Origin of the sequence: Dactylosporangium sp. NPDC006015 (genome assembly GCF_040614215.1) — a bacterium.
Classification (GTDB): Bacteria; Actinomycetota; Actinomycetes; order Mycobacteriales; family Micromonosporaceae; genus Dactylosporangium; species Dactylosporangium maewongense.
This window is the reverse complement of the sequence record NZ_JBEXUD010000024.1, coordinates 87,856-105,368: the sequence shown is the minus strand read 5'-3', so window position 1 is coordinate 105,368 and position 17,513 is coordinate 87,856. Positions and strand designations below refer to the sequence as shown.

Sequence of the window (17,513 nt, the reverse complement as noted above, 5' to 3'; positions counted from 1 at the left end):
TTGATTGCCCGCCTTGTGAGGTACGCCGCTGCGTGAATTCTTCAGTACGCTTGGCACATGGCGGCCCCTGACACTGCACGCTCGCGCGAGGCCATCCTCCAGCTGACCGCGGAGCGCGCAGGCCACTGCGCCTTCTTCTTCGACTTCGACGGGACTCTCGCGCCCATCCAGGAAGATCCCGAGACGGTCCACCCGGCCGACGGCATCGTCGAGGCCCTCGGCGAGCTCAGCCGTCGCCTGGGCAAGGTCGTCATCGTCTCGGCCCGCCCGGCCGGCTTCCTCCGCGAGCGCTTCGCCGACCTGCCCGATGTCGCGGTCTTCGGCCTGTACGGGCTGGAGGTCCAACGCCCCGGCGGACTGGTCGAGACCGACCCGTCGGCGGCCCCCTTCGTCCAGGTCATGAGCGACCTGGCCGACCGCGCCCGGGCGGAACTGCCGGTGGGCACCCGGGTCGAGTACAAGCGCCTCTCCGTGGCCGTGCACTACCGCAACGCGCCCCACCTGGCCCCGGAGGTCGAGCAGTGGGCCAAGGAGCGCGCCGGCGAGCTCGGCCTGCGCCTCCAGGCCGGCCGCATGGTCGTCGAGCTGAAGCCCCCCGGCCAGCGCGACAAGGGCAGCGTCCTGCGCGAGGAGACCGAGGGCCACAGCTGCGCCTGGTACTTCGGCGACGACGTGGCCGACCTGCGCGCCTTCGACGCCCTCACCGCCCGCGAAGCAGCGGACCCCGACTTCGTCGGCGTGCGGGTCGCGGTCGCCAACGCCGAGAGCGGCCACGCCCTGATCGAAGCCGCCGACATCCACGTCGACGCCCCCGAGGACGTCCCCGCCCTCCTCCGCACCCTGCTCTCCCAGCTGTAAATGCTGTAATTCCCCGCTGTGCTTCCGCCCCACCGTTGTCGCGGCGGGTCCCGGCGGGGATTCTCACCCGCACCCCAGTGCGCCGCTCCGCGGCGCACTGCCCGCGCCGAGACGCGAGGCAGAGCAAGCGGCGCATACGCGCCGCATCCGGTGGCCAGCCGTGGCCAGATTCGCCCATGATTTCCGTGCTGATCATGGTCGGCCCCGACCGCCGCACACTTCGCCACACGACACCGACGAGCAGCCTCGACACTTGACGAGACACCTCGGCACCGACGTTGATCAATGCCCGGGTCTGCGGCCTTTGTCCCATCGACATTGCGCGATGAGCCTCGATTTCAGAGATCAAATTGTGGGTGGATCGCGCAACGTCTATCCCGAAAAGGGGCGTTTCGGGGCATTGACCAACGTCTGTCCGGGCGAGGCGGGCCCGAGCGGGGATAGGTCCAGAGGTGGACCCGGGCGTCGAAGTGGCAGAGGCGTCACTGAGAAGAAGAGACGCAGGCCGGAAGCGCAGGGCCGAGAAGCGCAGGCCAGAGCACGTGGGGCGAGAAGCGCAGGTCAGGGAGTGCGGGCCAGGGAGCGCGGGCCGAGAAAGTGCAGGTCAGCGAGCATGGGGCGAGAAGTTCAGGCCGAAGGGTGCGGAGCGGGGGCCGTGATCGCACGGGGTCATGGCGGGCGGGTGGTTGGCGGGGTCTGGACGAAGTTGCGTTGCTCTGGGTGCACGAGTTTTACCGGATCATGGATCGGCTGGGGCCGGCCGCCGGATGCGGCGCGCATGCGCCGCTTGGCCTGCCTCGCGTCTCGGCGCGGGCAGTGCGTCGCGGAGCGGCGCATTGGGGTGCGGGTGAGAATCCCCGCCGGGCCCCGCCGCGGCAGCGGTGGGGGGAATTACAGCCGGCTCAGACGCCGTAGCGGCGTTGGCGGTTGGCGTAGGAGCGCAGGGCGCGCAGGAAGTCGACGCGGCGGAAGCTGGGCCAGTGGACGTCGCAGAAGTAGAACTCGGAGTGGGCGCTCTGCCAGAGCAGGAAGCCTGACAGGCGCTGCTCGCCGCTGGTCCTGATCACCAGGTCGGGGTCGGGCAGGCCGCGGGTGTAGAGGTGGTCGGAGATGTGGTCGACATCGAGGATCTCGGCGAGCTCCTCGATCGACGTGCCCGCCTTGGCGTGCTCGTGGAGGAGGGAGCGCACGGCGTCGGCGATCTCGCGGCGGCCGCCGTACCCGACGGCGAGGCTGACCTGGGCGCCGCCGGTGCGGCTGACGGTGCGCTCCTCGGCCGCCTTGAGGGACTGGGCGCTGGCGGTGGGCAGCAGGTCCAGCGCGCCGACCATGCGCAGCTGCCAGGGGTTGCCCTCGTCGGCGAGCTCGGCGGCCAGGTTCTCGATGATCTGCAGCAGCGGGTCGAGCTCGGCGGCTGGGCGGGACAGGTTGTCGGTGGACAACAGCCACAGGGTGACGTGCGCGACGGTCGCGCCGTCGCACCAGCGCAGGAGCTCCTTGATCCGCTCGGCGCCGACGCGATGGCCGTCGTTGGGATCGACGTAGCCCATCTCGCGCGCCCAGCGCCGGTTGCCGTCGACGATCACCCCGACGTGTCGCGGCTGAGGTTTGCCGTGCAGCCGTCGGGCGAGACGCTTCTCGTACAACGAATACACCACGTCACGCAGGCCCACGGTCGAGAAGAGTAGCGACCTACCGGGCAAAGCGACACCGTCAGCCGTGCACCGGACAGTGCTGAACGGCGGGTGGGTGGGCGGCCGATCTGCTGACTGACCGGCCGCCGACCAGCCACTATGCGGCGTCGAGCCGGGCCTTCAGCGCGTCGAGCTCGGCCCAGAGCACCCCGGGGAGTTTGTCGCCGAAGCGCTCGAACCACTCGGTCACCTGAGGGATCTCCGCCCGCCATTCGTCGGCGTCGACCCGCAGGGCCGCAGCGAGGTCCTCGGCCGTGAGGTCGAGGCCGTCCACGTCGAGCGCGCCGGGCGCCGGCACCCGGCCGATGGGGGTCTCGACGGCGTCAGCGGTGCCCTCGATGCGCTCGACGACCCACTTCAGGACGCGGGCGTTCTCGCCGAAACCGGGCCACAGGAAGCGGCCGTCGTCGCCGCGGCGGAACCAGTTGACGTAGAAGATCCTGGGCAACTGCGCGGTGCCGGAGGAGGCGCCCTTGCCCATCTCGATCCAGTGGGCGAAGTAGTCGCCGGCGTTGTAGCCGATGAAGGGCAGCATGGCCATCGGGTCGCGGCGGACCACGCCGACCTTGCCGGTGGCCGCCGCGGTGGTCTCGCTGGACAGGGTCGCGCCGAGGTAGACGCCGTGCACCCAGTCGCGGGCCTCGGTGACCAGCGGGATCGTGGTCTTGCGCCGGCCGCCGAAGAGGATCGCGTCGATCGGCACGCCGCGCGGGTCGGCGTACTCGTCGGCGAGGATCGGGCACTGCTCGATCGGCGTGCAGAAGCGCGAGTTCGGGTGCGACGACGGCTCGTCCGAGTCGGGCGTCCAGTCGCGGCCCTTCCAGTCGGTGAGGTGCGCGGGCGGCTCGCCCATGCCTTCCCACCAGATGTCGCCGTCGTCGGTCAGCGCGACGTTGGTGAAGACCGAGTTGCCCTTCGCGAGGGTCCGCATCGCGTTGGGGTTGGTCTTCCAGTCGGTGCCGGGAGCGACACCGAACAGGCCGAACTCGGGATTGACGGCGTACAGCCGCCCATCTGCACCGAAGCGCATCCACGCGATGTCGTCGCCGAGCGTCTCGACCTTCCATCCGGGGATGGTCGGCTCCAGCATCGCCAGGTTGGTCTTGCCACAGGCGCTGGGGAACGCGGCGGCCACGTACTTCACCTGGCCGGACGGTCCGGTCAGCTTGAGGATGAGCATGTGCTCGGCGAGCCAGCCCTCGTCGCGGCCCATGACGCTGGCGATGCGCAGCGAGAAGCACTTCTTGCCCAGCAGCGAGTTGCCGCCGTACCCCGACCCGTAGCTCCAGATCTCCCGGCTCTCCGGGAAGTGGGAGATGTACTTGGTGTCGCTGCACGGCCACGCGACGTCCTGCTCGCCGGGTGCGAGGGGCGCGCCGACGGAGTGCAGGCAGGGCACGAACGGCGCGTCGGCGCCCATCCGGTCGAGCACGTCGGCGCCCATCCGGGTCATGATCCGCATGGAGGCGACGACGTACGGGGAATCGGTCAGCTCGACGCCGAACATCGGCCGCTCGGCGGTCAGCGGGCCCATGCAGAACGGCACCACGTACATCGTGCGGCCGCGCATCGAGCCGTCGTACAGCTCCGTCATCACCCGCTTCATCTCCGCGGGCGCCATCCAGTTGTTCGTGGGGCCGGCGTCGGCCTCGTCCGCGGAGCAGATGAACGTGCGCTCCTCGACCCGGGCGACGTCCGACGGGTCGGTGCGGGCCCAGAACGAGTTGGGCTTCTGCCGCAGCCGCACCAGGACCTGCTTGTCCACGAGCTCGTCGGTGATGCGGCGCCACTCACCCTCGGAGCCGTCACACCAGACCACCCGGTCAGGGGTGGTGAGCTCGGCGACTTCGCGGACCCAGGCGAGGAGCTTGGAATGGGCGGTGGGTGCCTGGTCGAGACCCGGGACCGTGACCGGTGCTGACATCGAGAATCTCCCTGTGGTCGGCGTTGACCTGTAGGCGCAAATGCCAAAGCACGGCGCGCGATGCTGCGAGCGGCCGTGAATGCGTTCTACTGATTTCCCTCAGCCTAAACCGGTCAACCGGGCCGGGCAGCGTGAGAGCTTGTGAAACCTTGCACAAGGACCGGAGAATCTCGCGACCGTTCGCAGAATCGCGCGTGAACTTTTCGTCAACCGCGCATCAATGCGCAAACTGTGCGGTCTGTGGCAGGTGCGCCCGCTGAGGTCGGCGGTGCCGTACCCTCTGCCACGTGACGGAACTGCAGTCGGTGGCGTCCGAGCCACGGCCGGGCGGCCTGCGCGGCCTGTTCGCACGCTTCGAGCACCTCGTCCACGAGCTGGGCAAGTTCGGGACGGTCGGGATCGTGGCGTTCATGGTGGACGTCGCCATCTTCAACGTGCTGCTCTTCGGCGGCACGCCGACCCTTGTGGCGAAGACGATCTCCACGGTGGTGGCGGCGACCGTCGCCTTCATCGGCAACCGGTTCTGGACCTGGCGGGACCGCGAGCGCACCAACCTGCGCCGCGAATACACGCTGTACTTCCTGTTCAACCTGGTCGGCCTGCTGATCGGCCTGCTCTGCCTGTGGGCGAGCCACTACGGGCTCGGCTCGGTGTGGCCCTGGTTCGAGGGCAAGCTCGCCGACAACATCGCGGCCAACGTGGTCGGCATGGCGTTCGGGACGCTGTTCCGTTTCTGGAGCTATCGGCAGATCGTGTTCCGAAAGACGGCCTGACCGGCATAAACTGAGGTTCAAACGCGGCGGCAGGTAACAGCCTGGTTGCGCAGGGGTCAAGATGCGGGTGAGCTGCCCCGCAGTCTGCGCCGTACCCAGGGCGATGCTTGGCGACCTACCGTAAGGTTGCACGGTGCGCCTTGCCAGCAACCTTCGCGACCGGTATGTCCCCGAGCGGCATCGCTCGCTCGTGACCGAGCTGTTCAAGTTCCTGGCGGTCGGCGGGATCAACACGATCATCGACTTCGCGGTGCTCAACCTGCTGCTGTCGATCGGCCCGCTGAAGGCGAAGATCGTCGCGGCCGTCGTCGCCACGACGGCGTCCTACTTCCTCAACCGGCAGTGGACCTACCGTCACAGCGACCGCACGAGCATGCGGCGGGAGTACACGCTGTTCTTCGCGCTCAACGGCGTCGGCCTGCTGATCCAGAGCGCGGTCCTCGCGGTGGCGAAGTACGGGCTGGGCTTCAGCGAGACCAACAGCGCCGACCGGCTGGCCTTCAACATCGCCAGCGCGCTCGGCATCGGCATCGCGATGGTGTTCCGCTTCTGGGCGTACCGGACGTTCGTCTTCCAGACGCCGGTGGCCTCCGACGACCCGCAGGTGATCGCGGACGCCGAACTGGAGGCCGAGGTCGAGGCCCTGGAGGTGGCACTGACCGACGTGGCCGTCGCGCCGGTGCCGCGCCACCCCGAGGAGGACGGCGCCGGCGAGCTGACCCTCAATGAGCCCGCCGGCCACCGTTGACCAGAAATCAGGACAGCAATCAGGACGCGGCGTCGTTCTTGATCTCGTCGACGAGGGCCTGCCGGTCGTCGTCGCCGAAGGTGTGCTTCTGCCGGTCCGCGTCGACCAGCTCGTAGAGCATGCTCTGGGTCTTCTCCACCTGCGGGATGTCGGTGAGCTGCACCTGACCCCGCTCACCGGCCGACTCGATGGTCAGCGTGCCGCAGCCGAGCATCCGCTCGAAGAGCGAGTGCGAGAACGACACGTCGTTGACCCGGCCCAGCGGGATGTCCCGGCCGCTGCGCGAGAACACGCCGCTGCGCATGATCACCCGCTCGTTGGTGAAGACGTAGTGCGTGGTCTTCCACTTGATCCACGGCCACACGGTGACGACGAGCACGATCACCAGGCCGACCCCGGCCGCGATCAGCGTGCCGATCATGCCCACCCCCGTGAACAGGGAAATGGCCACGACCGCGGCGGCGGTGAGGACGAACCAGAGCACCGGCAGGAACAGTGCCTTCCAGTGGGGGTGCAGGTGCAGCACCACCTGCTCGTCCTTGGTCAGGACGCTTTCCGGGAACCCCACGCCAACCTCCTCGTTCATGAATGTCGAGGTGGAGGCTAGACCGTCCCGACCCGGTGCGACATTGGCCTACCCGGTCGTCTCTGCGCGGACGTGCACCACGTCGCCGGCGGCGACCGCGTGCTCCTTCCCGAACACGTCCGTGACCTGCAGCCGGCCGTCGACGTCGACGCCGGTGGCCGTGCCGTCGAGCGTGGCGCCGCCGGGAAGGTCGACCCGGACCCGCCGGCCGATGGTGCCGCAGTGGAAGAGGTACGCCTCGCGAATGCCGGAGTCGTCGCCGGCCTGCCACTGCCGGTACACCTCCTCGAACCCGCGCAACAGGGCGCGCAGCAGCGGGTCGCGGTCGGCGCTGGCGGCACCGCCGAGGGCAAGGGACGTCGCGTCGGGGCGGGGCAGCTCGTGCTCGCGCAGCGTGGTGTTGAGCCCGATGCCGACCACCACCGCGCCGTCGCCGACCCCCTCGGCGAGGATGCCGGCGGTCTTGCGGTCGCCCTGCAGCAGCAGGTCGTTGGGCCACTTCAGGTAGGCGTCGAGGCGGGCGACCCGGCGCACCGACTCGGCCAGCGCGACCCCGGCCAGGAGCGGCAGCCAGCCCCAGCGCGACACCGGCACCACCGGGCGCAGCAGGATGCTCAGCGCCAGACCGGCCCGCGGCGGCGACTGCCACTGCCGGCCCAGCCGGCCCCGGCCCGCGGTCTGCCGCTCGGCGACGATCACCAGGCCCTCGGCGGCGCCGGCCCGCGCGGCGTCGCCGGCGTCGGCGTTGGTCGAGCCGGTCTCCTCGACCACGCGCAGGTCGGTCCAGAGCCCGCCGGGGACGACCAACGCGCGGCGGAGCGCGGCCGCATGCAGCGGGGGGCGCTCCAGGTCGGTGTAAATGTTCACAGGTCGACCGTATCGCCGCCCGATTACGATGCCGAACGTGACCATTGAGCAGGCTGGTGTCGGCGCTGACATCCACACGACCGCGGGGAAGCTCGCCGATCTGGGCCGGCGGACCGACGAGGCCGTGCACGCGGGGTCGGCCCGGGCCGTGGAGAAGCAGCACGCCAGGGGCAAGAAGACCGCACGCGAGCGGATCGAGCTGCTGCTGGACCCCGGCTCGTTCGTCGAGCTCGACGAGCTGGCCAGGCACCGGTCGACCAACTTCGGGATGGAGCAGTCGCGCCCGTACGGCGACGGCGTCGTCACCGGGTACGGCACCGTCGACGGGCGGCAGATCTGCGTCTTCGCGCAGGACTTCACGATCTTCGGCGGCAGCCTCGGCGAGGTCTTCGGCGAGAAGATCGTGAAGGTCATGGACCTGGCGATGAAGATCGGCTGCCCGGTGGTCGGGATCAACGACTCCGGCGGCGCCCGCATCCAGGAGGGTGTCGTCTCGCTCGGGCTCTACGGCGAGATCTTCTTCCGCAACGTCCGGGCGTCGGGTGTCATCCCGCAGATCTCACTGATCATGGGGCCGTGCGCGGGCGGCGCGGTGTACTCCCCCGCCGTCACCGACTTCACCGTGATGGTCGACCAGACCTCGCACATGTTCATCACCGGCCCCGACGTGATCAAGACGGTGACCGGCGAGGACGTCGAGTTCGAGGAGCTGGGCGGGGCCCGGACGCACAACACCAAGTCCGGCAACGCGCACTACCTCGCCACCGACGAGGACGACGCGATCGAGTACGTGAAGGCCCTGCTGTCCTACCTGCCGTCCAACAACATGGACGACGTGCCGGTCGTGCCGCTGCCGGCGTCGCTGGAGGTGTCCGAGGACGACCTGGCGCTGGACACCGTCATCCCCGACTCGGCGAACCAGCCGTACGACATGCACACGGTCATCGAGTCGGTCGTCGAGGACTTCCTCGAGGTGCAGCCGCTGTTCGCGCAGAACATCCTGATCGGCTTCGGCCGGGTCGAGGGCCACCCGGTCGGCGTCGTGGCCAACCAGCCGATGCACTTCGCCGGCTGCCTGGACATCGACGCGTCGGAGAAGGCGGCCCGCTTCGTGCGGACCTGCGACGCGTTCAACATCCCGATCCTCACGTTCGTCGACGTGCCGGGCTTCCTGCCGGGCGCCAGCCAGGAGTGGGACGGCATCATCCGGCGCGGCGCGAAGCTCATCTACGCCTACGCCGAGGCCACCGTCCCGAAGGTCACGGTCATCACCCGGAAGGCGTACGGCGGCGCCTACGACGTCATGGGCTCCAAGCACCTCGGCGCCGACCTCAACTTCGCCTGGCCGACCGCGCAGATCGCGGTCATGGGCGCGCAGGGCGCGGTCAACATCCTGTACCGCCAGGAGCTGCGCGACGCGAAGGACCCAGCCGGCCTGCGCGCCGAGCTGATCCAGGAGTACGAGGACACCCTCGCCAACCCGTACGTGGCGGCGGAGCGCGGCTACGTCGACGGGGTCATCGCGCCGTCGGCGACGCGGGTGGAGATCGTGCGGGCGCTGCGGCTGCTGCGCACCAAGCGGGAGACCCTGCCGCCGAAGAAGCACGGCAACATCCCGCTGTAGGTCAAGCCGTCACCCTGAACGACACCTTGATGATGTTGAACTTGTTGACGGTGGCGGAGTCTTCCCACAGCGCGTCCGGGGTCTGCCAGTAGATGGCGTGGCCCCGGCCCGGGTTGACCCGGCAGCCCATGTTGGAGATGTGCAGGCGGCCGCTGGGGGCCGTGTACCGCCACTGCCAGTCCGCGCAGGCCCAGCCGTCCCGGAAGTTGACCGTGTCGATCCCGACCTGCTCGTAGCCCGGGTACAGCCCGTCCTTGAGCCGCGCCGCCTCCTGCTCGCGCCAGTCGGCGACCGGGTCGCCCTTCGGCGGGTTGAAGGACGTGTCGATCGCCACCTCCCACCGGCCGTCGAGCGGGTCGACGAAGGAGATCATCGACGGGTAGCTGGGCTTCTTCACCGTGCGCACCCAGCCGTCCGGCACCGCGACCGCCCAGCCGTACTTGGCGTCGGTCTCCCAGTGGAAGCCGGCCGGCAGGTCCATCACGGTGCCGCCGAAGGTGCCGCGGACGTCTGGCGACGCGCTCGCGGTGGGACTGCCCGACGCCGGGCCCGCGGCGCCGGACGTGGCGGGACCCGCCCCCAGCCCGGTGGCCTGCGCGCCGGTCGGCAGCGTCTGCGGCGGGTCGTCGCCGGAGTCGGCGATCAGAATCACGGCCCCGACGAGCAGGGCCAGCGCGACGAGGACCGCGGCGATCCAGCGGCCGCGGTGCTGGCCGGGCGGCACCGTCTCGACGTCGTCGCTGACCGGCACCACCTCGGGGGCGGGAACCCCGCCGCGGGAGTAGAGGCCGGCGCCGACGGGCGCGCTGCCGCGGGCCTTGCCAGGGAAGTCGGTCCGGGCCGGGGCGGCGTCCGCGACCTGCGCCGGGCTGTCCTGATCCAGGCCCGCGGGCGGCGAGCTGACCGGCGCCTCCGGCCGCGCCGACCCCCCGCCGAGCGGGTGCGACGAGCCTCTCGACGAGCCGCTGGAGGAGCTGCGCAGGCCCGAAGGTTGGCCTTCCCGCGAGCGGCGCGGCCGGGGCAGCGCGGGCAAGGTCCAGGACCAGGCGCGGCCCTCCCCCGACGCGGCCCGCTGCAGCAGCCGCTCGGTCTCGGCGACGCCCGCGCGCGCCTTCGGGTCCTTGCGCAGCAGCGCGTTGAGGACCGGCTTCAGCACGCCCGCGCGGGTCGGCGGGTCGGGGTCCTCGGTGGCGAGGGCCGTCAGCGTCGCGTACGTCGTGGAGCGCGCGTACGGCGAGCGGCCCTCGACGGCGGCGTAGAGCGTGGCGCCGAGCGACCACAGGTCGGACTCCGGTCCGGAGGTGCCCTCTCTCGCGCGCTCCGGGGAGATGTACTGCGGGGACCCGAGGATCAGGCCGGGGCGGGTGACGGCGCCGTCGCCGCCCTCGAAGACCGCGAGGCCGAAGTCGGTGAGCACCACCCGGCCCGTGTCGGCGAGCAGCACGTTGCCGGGCTTCACGTCACGGTGCAGCACCCCGGCGGCGTGCGCGGCCTTCAGCGCGTTGAGCACGGCGAGCCCGATCTGCGCCACCCGCTCCGGCGGCAGCGGCCCGTCGTCGGTGATCACCTGATGGAGTGACCGCGACGGCACGTACTCCATCACGATCCACGGTGCCTGCTCGGTCTGCACGACGTCGTAGATCCGCACGACGTTCGCGTCGTTGAGGCGGGCCGCGGCGCGGGCCTCCCGGAGGGTGCGCAGCCGCAGCTCCTCGCGCTCCTCGGCGGTCAGCCCCTCGGGCGGGATGACCTCCTTGATCGCGACGTCGCGGCGCAGCATCTCGTCGCGGGCGAGCCACACCCGGCCCATGCCACCGGCGCCGAGCGACTCGATCAATCGATAGCGCTCAGCGATCAGGGACGTGGACTGCGTCATCACCACAGACGCTACCGAACGAGCGCACGTTCCAGACAGCCCGGACCTGGGCGAGATCACCCGTCTCAGTCGGTGCGGGACCGCAAGACCATGATCAATAGGATGACGAGGCCGATACCGACCAGACCGGCGCCGATCAGGGCCACCGGCAGGACCCGGAACGTGTCGAGGACCTTCTGCTGGGTCGGTGCCCTGTCGTCGGCGGTGAAGGTCACCGTGACCGTCACCGTGTACAGGTCGACGTCGGCGCCGGTCTCCTCGCCGATGACGACGGTGCCGGGGATCGGCAGCGGCGCGTTGCCCGGCGCGGGATCGACCGTCGCGCCGACGGCCACCGCGGCGCCGGCCGCGGTGGGTGTCGCCGGGCGCTGCACCGTGCACTTCGCCGGGTCCAGGAAGCCCAGCGGCGTGGGCAGCGACGCCTCGCTGTTGTCGTCCCCGGGCAGCACGACCCGGCCGGTCGAGCCGTCGGTGCAGTCCACATCCAGCACGATCGGGCCGTCGCGGCCGCTGGTGCTGCCCGCGAAGCGGACGGTGACCTGCAGCTGGTGCGCCTCGACGAACAGGTAGGACGCGGTGCACTTCGCGGCGGGCACGGCGGCGGTGAGCGGCACGACGTCGGCACCGACGTTGGGCACGTCCTGCGACTCGCCCGGGTCGCAGGCGAACGAGCTCAGCCGCCAGCTGCCCTCGACCGTCGCCAGGGGCGGCAGCGGGGTCACCACGTAGTCGCCGAGCGGCAGCGCCGCCGGGAGGCCCTGGGCGATCGCGGCCTCGCCGAACGCGGTCGTGGTCGCCACCCCGGACCAGCCGGGCGAGCCCTCGCCGCGCGGCGCGATCACGAACGACGCCGCGCCGATCCCGCCGACCGTCACCGACCGCAGCTGGATGCTGCCGCCCTTGCGGGTCACCCGCAGCGTGCAGTCGGTCGGGGCGCCGGCGGCGACCATGACGGTGACGGACATGCCCTCCGGCTTGAGCTCGGTCGCCCCGCAGCCGACCCCGGTCAGCGACCATGCGTCGGTCTCGCCGGCCGGGGCGGTGAGCGTCACCGGATACGCCCCCGGCAGCAGCGTGCTCAGGTCGGCGCCGGTCGCGACGGTGGCGGAGCCGTCACCGGCCGGCGCGGCCTGCAGCAGGCGCGGCGGGTCGGCCCCGCCGCCCGAGGCGACGGACAGGTTGAACGCGCCGCCGGGCGCGTCGCCGAACAGCCGCAGCGTCAGCCCCGGCGGCGCGGCCGGCGGGGTGTAGGTGAACGTGCAGGTGACGACCTCACCGGGGGCGAGCGTGACGGTGGCGGTGCCCGTCGGCAGGTCGGTGGCGGTGAGGCTGCGCCCGGCGCCGCTCTTGCCGCAGCTCAGGTCGGTGAGCGTCCAGCCCGCCGGGGTCCGCGACACGACCGTGCCGGGCTGGCCGCCGGAGCTGCGCACCAGGGTCGCGTCGGTCTTCGCGTCGGCGTAGATCCGCTTGTCGGCGGCGTAGCTGGCGGAGGCGTCGAACGCGAACCGCTGCTGGTAGCCGGCCGGGGCCGTCGTGCGGGCCTTCACCACGAGCGTGGCCGGGGCCTGCGCGGACTTCACGTAGTACGCGAAGCAGAGCACGTGCCGCGCCCCGGCGGGGAAGCCGAGCCACTGGACGTTGCCGCCGGCGTGGCCGTCGGCGCCGCAGCGCAGGACGCCGAACCCGTACCCGGGCAGCGCCGCGGCGAGCAGCGGGTCGCCCGGCGTGCCGCCCTGCACCCACAGCTGCCGGTGCGAGGACGCGCTCGCCTGCTCCGGGGTCAGCTGCAGGGTGACCGCGCCGTCGATGAGCTTGTCGGTCTTGTGGCCGGCCGCGTCCAGCAGCGGCACCTGGCCGGCGGTCGCGCCGGAGTCGACCGCCGGCATGGTCACCGTCGACAGCGCGCCCTTCTTCTCCTGCCCGGGCCCCAGCGAGAAGTGCCAGCCGGGCAGGGCGGTGCAGCCGGCCCCGTTGGCCGCCTCGACGGCCGGGTCGACCGCCTGGCCGTCCTTGTACGCGCTGGCGCGGCCGGGGGCGGACGCCGCCTCGATGCGGTCGTCGCGGACCCGGTTGGCCATGACGTCGTCGTACGAGCCGCAGGAGCGCGCCGCGAACGTGATCTGATACCGCAGCGACGCGGACACCGACGCCGGCTGCTCGCCCTCACGCGCCTGGGCGGGCGCCCCGGGCAGCAGTGCCGCGAGAAGCGCGCCGACGATGAGCATCGATGCGACCCGGAATGGGACGTTTGTCAATGCGCCCCCCAAACTCGCCATCGACTCCCGTTCCGCTTGAGTATGCGCCGCCGATGCATGCGTATGCTCGCAGGACGGCAACGTTTCGCGTACTTTCCGGGAGGTCCTGTGGCCGAGGAACCGCTGTTCAAGGTCGTCCGCGGTACGCCGACGGCCGAGGAGGTCGCGGCGATCGTCGGGGTGCTCTTCAGCCGTCCCGCCGCCGCGACGGTGGCTGCTGCGCCGGTGTCGCGCTGGCGCCAGAGCGCCCGGCCGGCGTCTCGTCCCCGCTGGCGCTAGCGCCACCACCCGCCGGAGGCTCGCCGGCAGTGGGATCGTTCACCGGAGGCTCGTCCACCGGAGGCTCGTCCACCGGAGGCTCGTCCACCGGAGGCTCATCCACCGGAGGCTCGTCCACCGGGGGCTCGTCCACCGGGGGCTCGTCCACCGGAGGCTCGTCTACCGGGGGCTCGTCCACCGGAGGCTCGCTCGCCGGTGGCCGGCCGGTCGGCGGGCGACGGCGCGGGATGACGATCGGCGGCAGGGCCGGCAGCGTCGGCCAGCGGCGGGCCTCGCGCTCGTCCTGCAGGAACTCCGCCTGGGCGAGCGTCGGCAGGTCCTCGACCAGCTGCTGGCCGCACGAGCGGCAGATCAGCGCCGCGGCCGGCACCCGGTCGTAGCAGAACGGGCACTGCCGCTGGTCCAGCGACCTGCCCCGCTCCACGCCGATCCAGGTCATGAACTTGATGATCACGAACAGGGCGACCGCCAGCAGCAGGAACTGCAGCAGGTCGTTGAGGAACACGCCGTACTTGATCGGCGTGCGGTGCAGCGTGATCTTCAGTTGCTGGAAGTCGGGCTCGCCGACCACAGCGGCGACCGCCTGCAGGAACAGGTTGGTGACGAAGGACTGGACGAGCGTGGCGAAGGCCGATCCGATGATGAAGCCGAGCGCCAGGTCCAGGACCGAGCCGCCGATCGCGATCGCCTTGAACTCAGCCCAGAGCTTCCGCATGGCCGCGATGGTACTAACGTCCGTCCCGTGAAGACGTTCATCCTCGCCTCTGCCAGCCCCGCCCGCCGCCGGCTGCTGCAGGCCGCCGGAATCGAGCCGCGGGTCATCGTGAGCGGTGTCGACGAGTCCGCGATCCAGGCGGCCGGCGGCGCCGCCCTCGCCGGCACGCTCGCCGAGCTCAAGGCCCTCGCCGTCGCCGAGTCAGCCGGGGTGGCGGGCACCGACGCCCTGGTGATTGGCTGCGACTCGGTGCTCGAGCTCGACGGCGACGTGCTCGGCAAGCCGGCCGACGCCGACGAGGCGGTCGCCCGCTGGAAGGCGATGCGCGGCCGCTCCGGCGTGCTGTACACCGGCCACTGCCTGGTCGACGCCGAGTCCGGCAGCAACACGTCGAAGACCGTCGGCACCGTCGTGCACTTCGCGGAGCCCGACGACGAGGAGATCGCCGCGTACGTGGCGACGGGCGAGCCACTGCACGTGGCCGGCGCGTTCACCATCGACGGGCTCGGCGGCGTGTTCGTCGACCGGATCGAGGGCGACCACGGCAACGTCGTGGGCCTGTCGCTGCCGACGCTGCGGGTGCTGCTGTCGATCCTCGGGGTCCGCATCACCGACTTCTGGCGGGGCAGGATCGAATCATGACGAGACAGACACTTGCCCTCACCGACGCGCTGCACGCGTATGTCGTCGCCAACGGCAGCGAGCCCGACGACCTGGTCCGCGACCTGATCGAGGAGACCGCGGCGGCGCTGCCGCGCGACGCGGGCATGCAGGTCGCGCCGGAGCAGGCGGCGCTGCTGACGATGCTGACCCGGATCAGCGGCGCCCGGCAGGCCCTGGAGATCGGCACGTTCACCGGGCTGTCGTCGATCGCGATCGCCCGCGGCCTCGCCGAGGGCGGCCGGCTGACCTGCCTGGACGTGTCGGAGGAGTTCACGTCGATCGCCCGGCGGTACTGGCGGCGCGGCGGCCTCGACGACCGCATCGAGCTGCGGATCGGGCCCGCCGCGGAGACGCTCGGCGCGCTGCCGGCCGAGCCGCACCTCGACCTGACCTTCATCGACGCGGACAAGACCGGCTACCTGGGTTACTGGGAGGCGGTCGTGCCCCGGACGCGGCCCGGCGGCCTGATCCTGGTGGACAATGTGCTGCGCCACGGGCACGTGCTCGACCCGGACCCGGGCGACCACGGCACCCTCGCGATCGTCGAGTTCAACCGGCGGGTCCTCGCCGACGAGCGGGTCGAGTCGGTGCTCATCCCGATCGCTGACGGGCTCACACTGGCTCGGCGGCTCTGACCGGCGCCGCGGTCTGCGTGGTATTGAGGGTGGCGCGCCCGGTGAGCCTCTCCAGGCGCGTCACCACCGCGGCGCTCAGCAGCAGGAACGCCGGCACGAGCAGGAACGCGGTGTGCGGCCCGACCCGGTCGGCGAGCGAGCCCAGCGCGAACGGCGCCACCGCGAAGGAGATCCCGACGGCGAACGAGGCCCGGGCCGCGGCCAGGTCCGGCTGCCCGTCGGAGTGGGCGAGGGCGAGGCCGATCCCGAGCGGGTAGTGCAGGCCGCAGCCGAGCCCGCAGCCGAACAGGCCCGCCATCGCCAGCCAGGGCACGGTCGCCGACCAGAACAGCGCGAACCCGGCGGCGGACACGGCGAGCGCTGCCAGGAGCATGCGGGTCGGGCGGTACCGCAGCAGCAGCCGCCCGCCGACGATCCTCCCGGTCACCATCCCGGCGATCATGGTCGACACGGCCGCCGTCGCCACCCCGGCGGACACGTGGGCGTGGTCGCGGAGCACGTCGCTGCCCCACAGCGTCAGGCAGACCTCCACCGAACCGGTCGCGAACAGGCTGGTCGCGGCCAGCCAGTAGGTGGCGGGGAGCCTGCGGGCGCGCCGGCCGTCGGCGGTGCCGTGCTGGAGCGGCTCGGGTGCCCGTACACCGGCGAACACCGCCAACAGGACGGTGGGGACCACCACGAGGACAAGCCCGGCCCGCCACCCGAGACCGGTGCCGTAGGCGAACCCGACGACCAGCGGTGCAACCAGGCCGACGGCGGCCGCGGCGGCGTTGGCCTCGCTGATCGCGGCCGGCCCGGCGGTCCCGTGGTGCTCGGTGAGCGCCGCGACGATGCCGTTGACCAGCAACGACCCGCCGAAGCTCGCGAGGGTGGCGAACGTCAGGGTCAGCGCCAGGTGGTGCGCGGCGAACATGCCCGCGGCGGCGCCGCTGATCAGCGTCAGGCCGGCCCAGATGAGGCGGTGTCGCCCGTACCGGCGGGTCAACGCCGGAATGACGGCGCCGCCGACGATGCCGCCGACGGCGAACCCGGTCCCGTGCAGGCTCGCGAGGGTCCTGCTGATGTGCAGCTCGTCGCGCAGCAGCGGGGCGACCGGCCCGAACCCGTAGAGGAAGTAGCACCACAGGGACAGCTGGACGTAGATCACCCAGGTGAGGCGGTCGCGGACGAGATTGGGCACCGCCTGACGGTGTCACGGCCCCTCCCGTGGTGGAAGGGGCCGTGACGGTGATTGTCGTTACCGGTAAAGTCGACTGGCCTAACGGACGCCCCTGGCGAAGGCGCGGGAGGCCCAGACCACGGTGATCAGGGTCAGGCCGCCGATGACGACGCCCGCCTGCCAGACCGAGTCGGCGCCGGGGTTGCCGGCGAAGAGGGCCCGGACGCCGTCGGTGGCCCACGAGAACGGGTTCCAGTCGGCGACGCGCTTGAGCCACGCCGGGGCGAACGTGAGCGGCAGCAGGATGCCGGCGGTCAGCAGCAGCGGCTGCGAGATCGTGTTCAGCAGCGGCGCGAGGGCGTCCTCGCTGCGCAGCTTCAGCGAGATCGCGTAGGAGAACGCCGACAGCATCAGCGAGATGACCGCCATCAGCGCGAACGCGGCGAGCACGTCCAGGACGCCGACGCTCAGGCCGAACCCGACCGCGACGATGACGATGAGCGCCGCCTGGAACAGCAGCGACACGACGTCGCGCAGCGAGCGGCCGACCAGCAGCGCCAGGCGGCTGACCGGGGTGACCCGGCTCCGCTCGATGACGCCGGCGCGCAGCTCGGCGATCAGCCCGAAGCCGGTGAACAGCGAGCCGAACATGGCCAGCAGCACCAGCAGGCCCGGCACGAACAGCTCGTACGCCTCGGCGTTGGTCTTCACGCCGAGCGCCGGCTTCAGCAGCGGCGCGAAGAGCAGGAGGTAGAAGAGCGGCTGGATGACCCCGACGATCAGCCACACCGGCTGGCGGAGCATGAGCTGCATCTGGCGGGCGAAGACGAGCCAGGTGTCGCGGAGGAATTTCATCG

Annotated in this window: 16 protein-coding genes; 7 read left to right on the top strand and 9 right to left on the bottom strand. The window is 71.5% G+C overall.

Annotated features, from left to right (window positions below; genetic code table 11):
* Positions 1 to 57 precede the first annotated feature (57 nt).
* On the top strand, positions 58 to 858 hold the full coding sequence (otsB, locus tag ABZ321_RS34535; RefSeq protein ID WP_354899176.1) for a trehalose-phosphatase: 801 nt from the start codon (positions 58 to 60) through the stop codon (positions 856 to 858).
* Between the two features lie 902 nt (positions 859 to 1,760).
* On the opposite strand, the gene ABZ321_RS34530 is transcribed toward otsB, so the two are convergent.
* Positions 1,761 to 2,531 (bottom strand): isoprenyl transferase, encoded by a 771-nt coding sequence (locus ABZ321_RS34530; RefSeq protein ID WP_344503790.1) that lies wholly within the window; start codon positions 2,529 to 2,531, stop codon positions 1,761 to 1,763.
* Between the two features lie 118 nt (positions 2,532 to 2,649).
* Complete coding sequence (locus ABZ321_RS34525; RefSeq protein ID WP_354899172.1) at positions 2,650 to 4,476, bottom strand: phosphoenolpyruvate carboxykinase (GTP); 1,827 nt, start codon at positions 4,474 to 4,476, stop codon at positions 2,650 to 2,652.
* A 296-nt stretch (positions 4,477 to 4,772) separates the two neighbouring features.
* On the opposite strand from ABZ321_RS34525, the gene ABZ321_RS34520 reads away from it, so the two are divergent.
* Both ABZ321_RS34520 and ABZ321_RS34515 read left to right on the top strand, forming a co-directional pair.
* On the top strand, positions 4,773 to 5,249 hold the full coding sequence (locus ABZ321_RS34520) for a GtrA family protein (protein ID WP_344504021.1): 477 nt from the start codon (positions 4,773 to 4,775) through the stop codon (positions 5,247 to 5,249).
* A gap of 133 nt (positions 5,250 to 5,382) precedes the next feature.
* Entirely contained in the window at positions 5,383 to 5,997 is a 615-nt protein-coding gene (locus ABZ321_RS34515; protein ID WP_354899169.1) for a GtrA family protein, read from the top strand.
* A gap of 19 nt (positions 5,998 to 6,016) precedes the next feature.
* Here the strand turns inward: ABZ321_RS34515 and ABZ321_RS34510 are convergent, their stop codons facing one another.
* Both ABZ321_RS34510 and ABZ321_RS34505 read right to left on the bottom strand, forming a co-directional pair.
* On the bottom strand, positions 6,017 to 6,565 hold the full coding sequence (locus tag ABZ321_RS34510) for a PH domain-containing protein (protein ID WP_344503794.1): 549 nt from the start codon (positions 6,563 to 6,565) through the stop codon (positions 6,017 to 6,019).
* A 66-nt stretch (positions 6,566 to 6,631) separates the two neighbouring features.
* Positions 6,632 to 7,495 (bottom strand): biotin--[acetyl-CoA-carboxylase] ligase, encoded by an 864-nt coding sequence (locus ABZ321_RS34505; protein ID WP_344503795.1) that lies wholly within the window; start codon positions 7,493 to 7,495, stop codon positions 6,632 to 6,634.
* Between ABZ321_RS34505 and ABZ321_RS34500 the strand changes: the two genes are divergently transcribed.
* Positions 7,494 to 9,074: an acyl-CoA carboxylase subunit beta gene (locus ABZ321_RS34500; protein WP_344504022.1), complete on the top strand. Its 1,581-nt coding sequence runs from the start codon at positions 7,494 to 7,496 to the stop codon at positions 9,072 to 9,074. The genes ABZ321_RS34505 and ABZ321_RS34500 overlap by 2 nt on opposite strands.
* 1 nt (position 9,075) lies before the next feature.
* On the opposite strand, the gene ABZ321_RS34495 is transcribed toward ABZ321_RS34500, so the two are convergent.
* Both ABZ321_RS34495 and ABZ321_RS34490 read right to left on the bottom strand, forming a co-directional pair.
* Positions 9,076 to 10,950 carry a protein kinase gene (locus tag ABZ321_RS34495; RefSeq protein WP_354899166.1) on the bottom strand — a complete coding sequence of 625 codons (1,875 nt, stop codon included), beginning with the start codon at positions 10,948 to 10,950 and terminating at the stop codon, positions 9,076 to 9,078.
* 65 nt (positions 10,951 to 11,015) lie between these two features.
* Positions 11,016 to 13,175: a hypothetical protein gene (locus ABZ321_RS34490; RefSeq protein WP_354899163.1), complete on the bottom strand. Its 2,160-nt coding sequence runs from the start codon at positions 13,173 to 13,175 to the stop codon at positions 11,016 to 11,018.
* 93 nt (positions 13,176 to 13,268) lie between these two features.
* Here ABZ321_RS34490 and ABZ321_RS34485 point away from each other — a divergent pair, with 93 nt between their 5' ends.
* Positions 13,269 to 13,484, top strand: a complete 216-nt coding sequence (locus tag ABZ321_RS34485; RefSeq protein ID WP_354899257.1) for an acyl-CoA carboxylase subunit epsilon — start codon at positions 13,269 to 13,271, stop codon at positions 13,482 to 13,484.
* Here the strand turns inward: ABZ321_RS34485 and mscL are convergent.
* The gene (gene mscL, locus ABZ321_RS34480; protein ID WP_354899160.1) at positions 13,393 to 14,199 is read right to left on the bottom strand and encodes a large conductance mechanosensitive channel protein MscL; all 807 of its coding nucleotides are present in this window, start codon (positions 14,197 to 14,199) and stop codon (positions 13,393 to 13,395) included. The genes ABZ321_RS34485 and mscL overlap by 92 nt on opposite strands.
* 27 nt (positions 14,200 to 14,226) lie before the next feature.
* On the opposite strand from mscL, the gene ABZ321_RS34475 reads away from it, so the two are divergent.
* Both ABZ321_RS34475 and ABZ321_RS34470 read left to right on the top strand, forming a co-directional pair.
* Complete coding sequence (locus tag ABZ321_RS34475; protein ID WP_344503800.1) at positions 14,227 to 14,841, top strand: Maf family protein; 615 nt, start codon at positions 14,227 to 14,229, stop codon at positions 14,839 to 14,841.
* Positions 14,838 to 15,497 carry an O-methyltransferase gene (locus ABZ321_RS34470; protein WP_344503801.1) on the top strand — a complete coding sequence of 220 codons (660 nt, stop codon included), beginning with the start codon at positions 14,838 to 14,840 and terminating at the stop codon, positions 15,495 to 15,497. The genes ABZ321_RS34475 and ABZ321_RS34470 overlap by 4 nt, the downstream gene beginning before the upstream one ends.
* Here the strand turns inward: ABZ321_RS34470 and ABZ321_RS34465 are convergent.
* Complete coding sequence (locus ABZ321_RS34465; RefSeq protein WP_344503802.1) at positions 15,475 to 16,677, bottom strand: MFS transporter; 1,203 nt, start codon at positions 16,675 to 16,677, stop codon at positions 15,475 to 15,477. The two genes, ABZ321_RS34470 and ABZ321_RS34465, sit on opposite strands and share 23 nt — an antisense overlap.
* 78 nt (positions 16,678 to 16,755) lie before the next feature.
* Complete coding sequence (locus ABZ321_RS34460; protein ID WP_344503803.1) at positions 16,756 to 17,511, bottom strand: ABC transporter permease; 756 nt, start codon at positions 17,509 to 17,511, stop codon at positions 16,756 to 16,758.
* Positions 17,512 to 17,513: the final 2 nt, after the last annotated feature.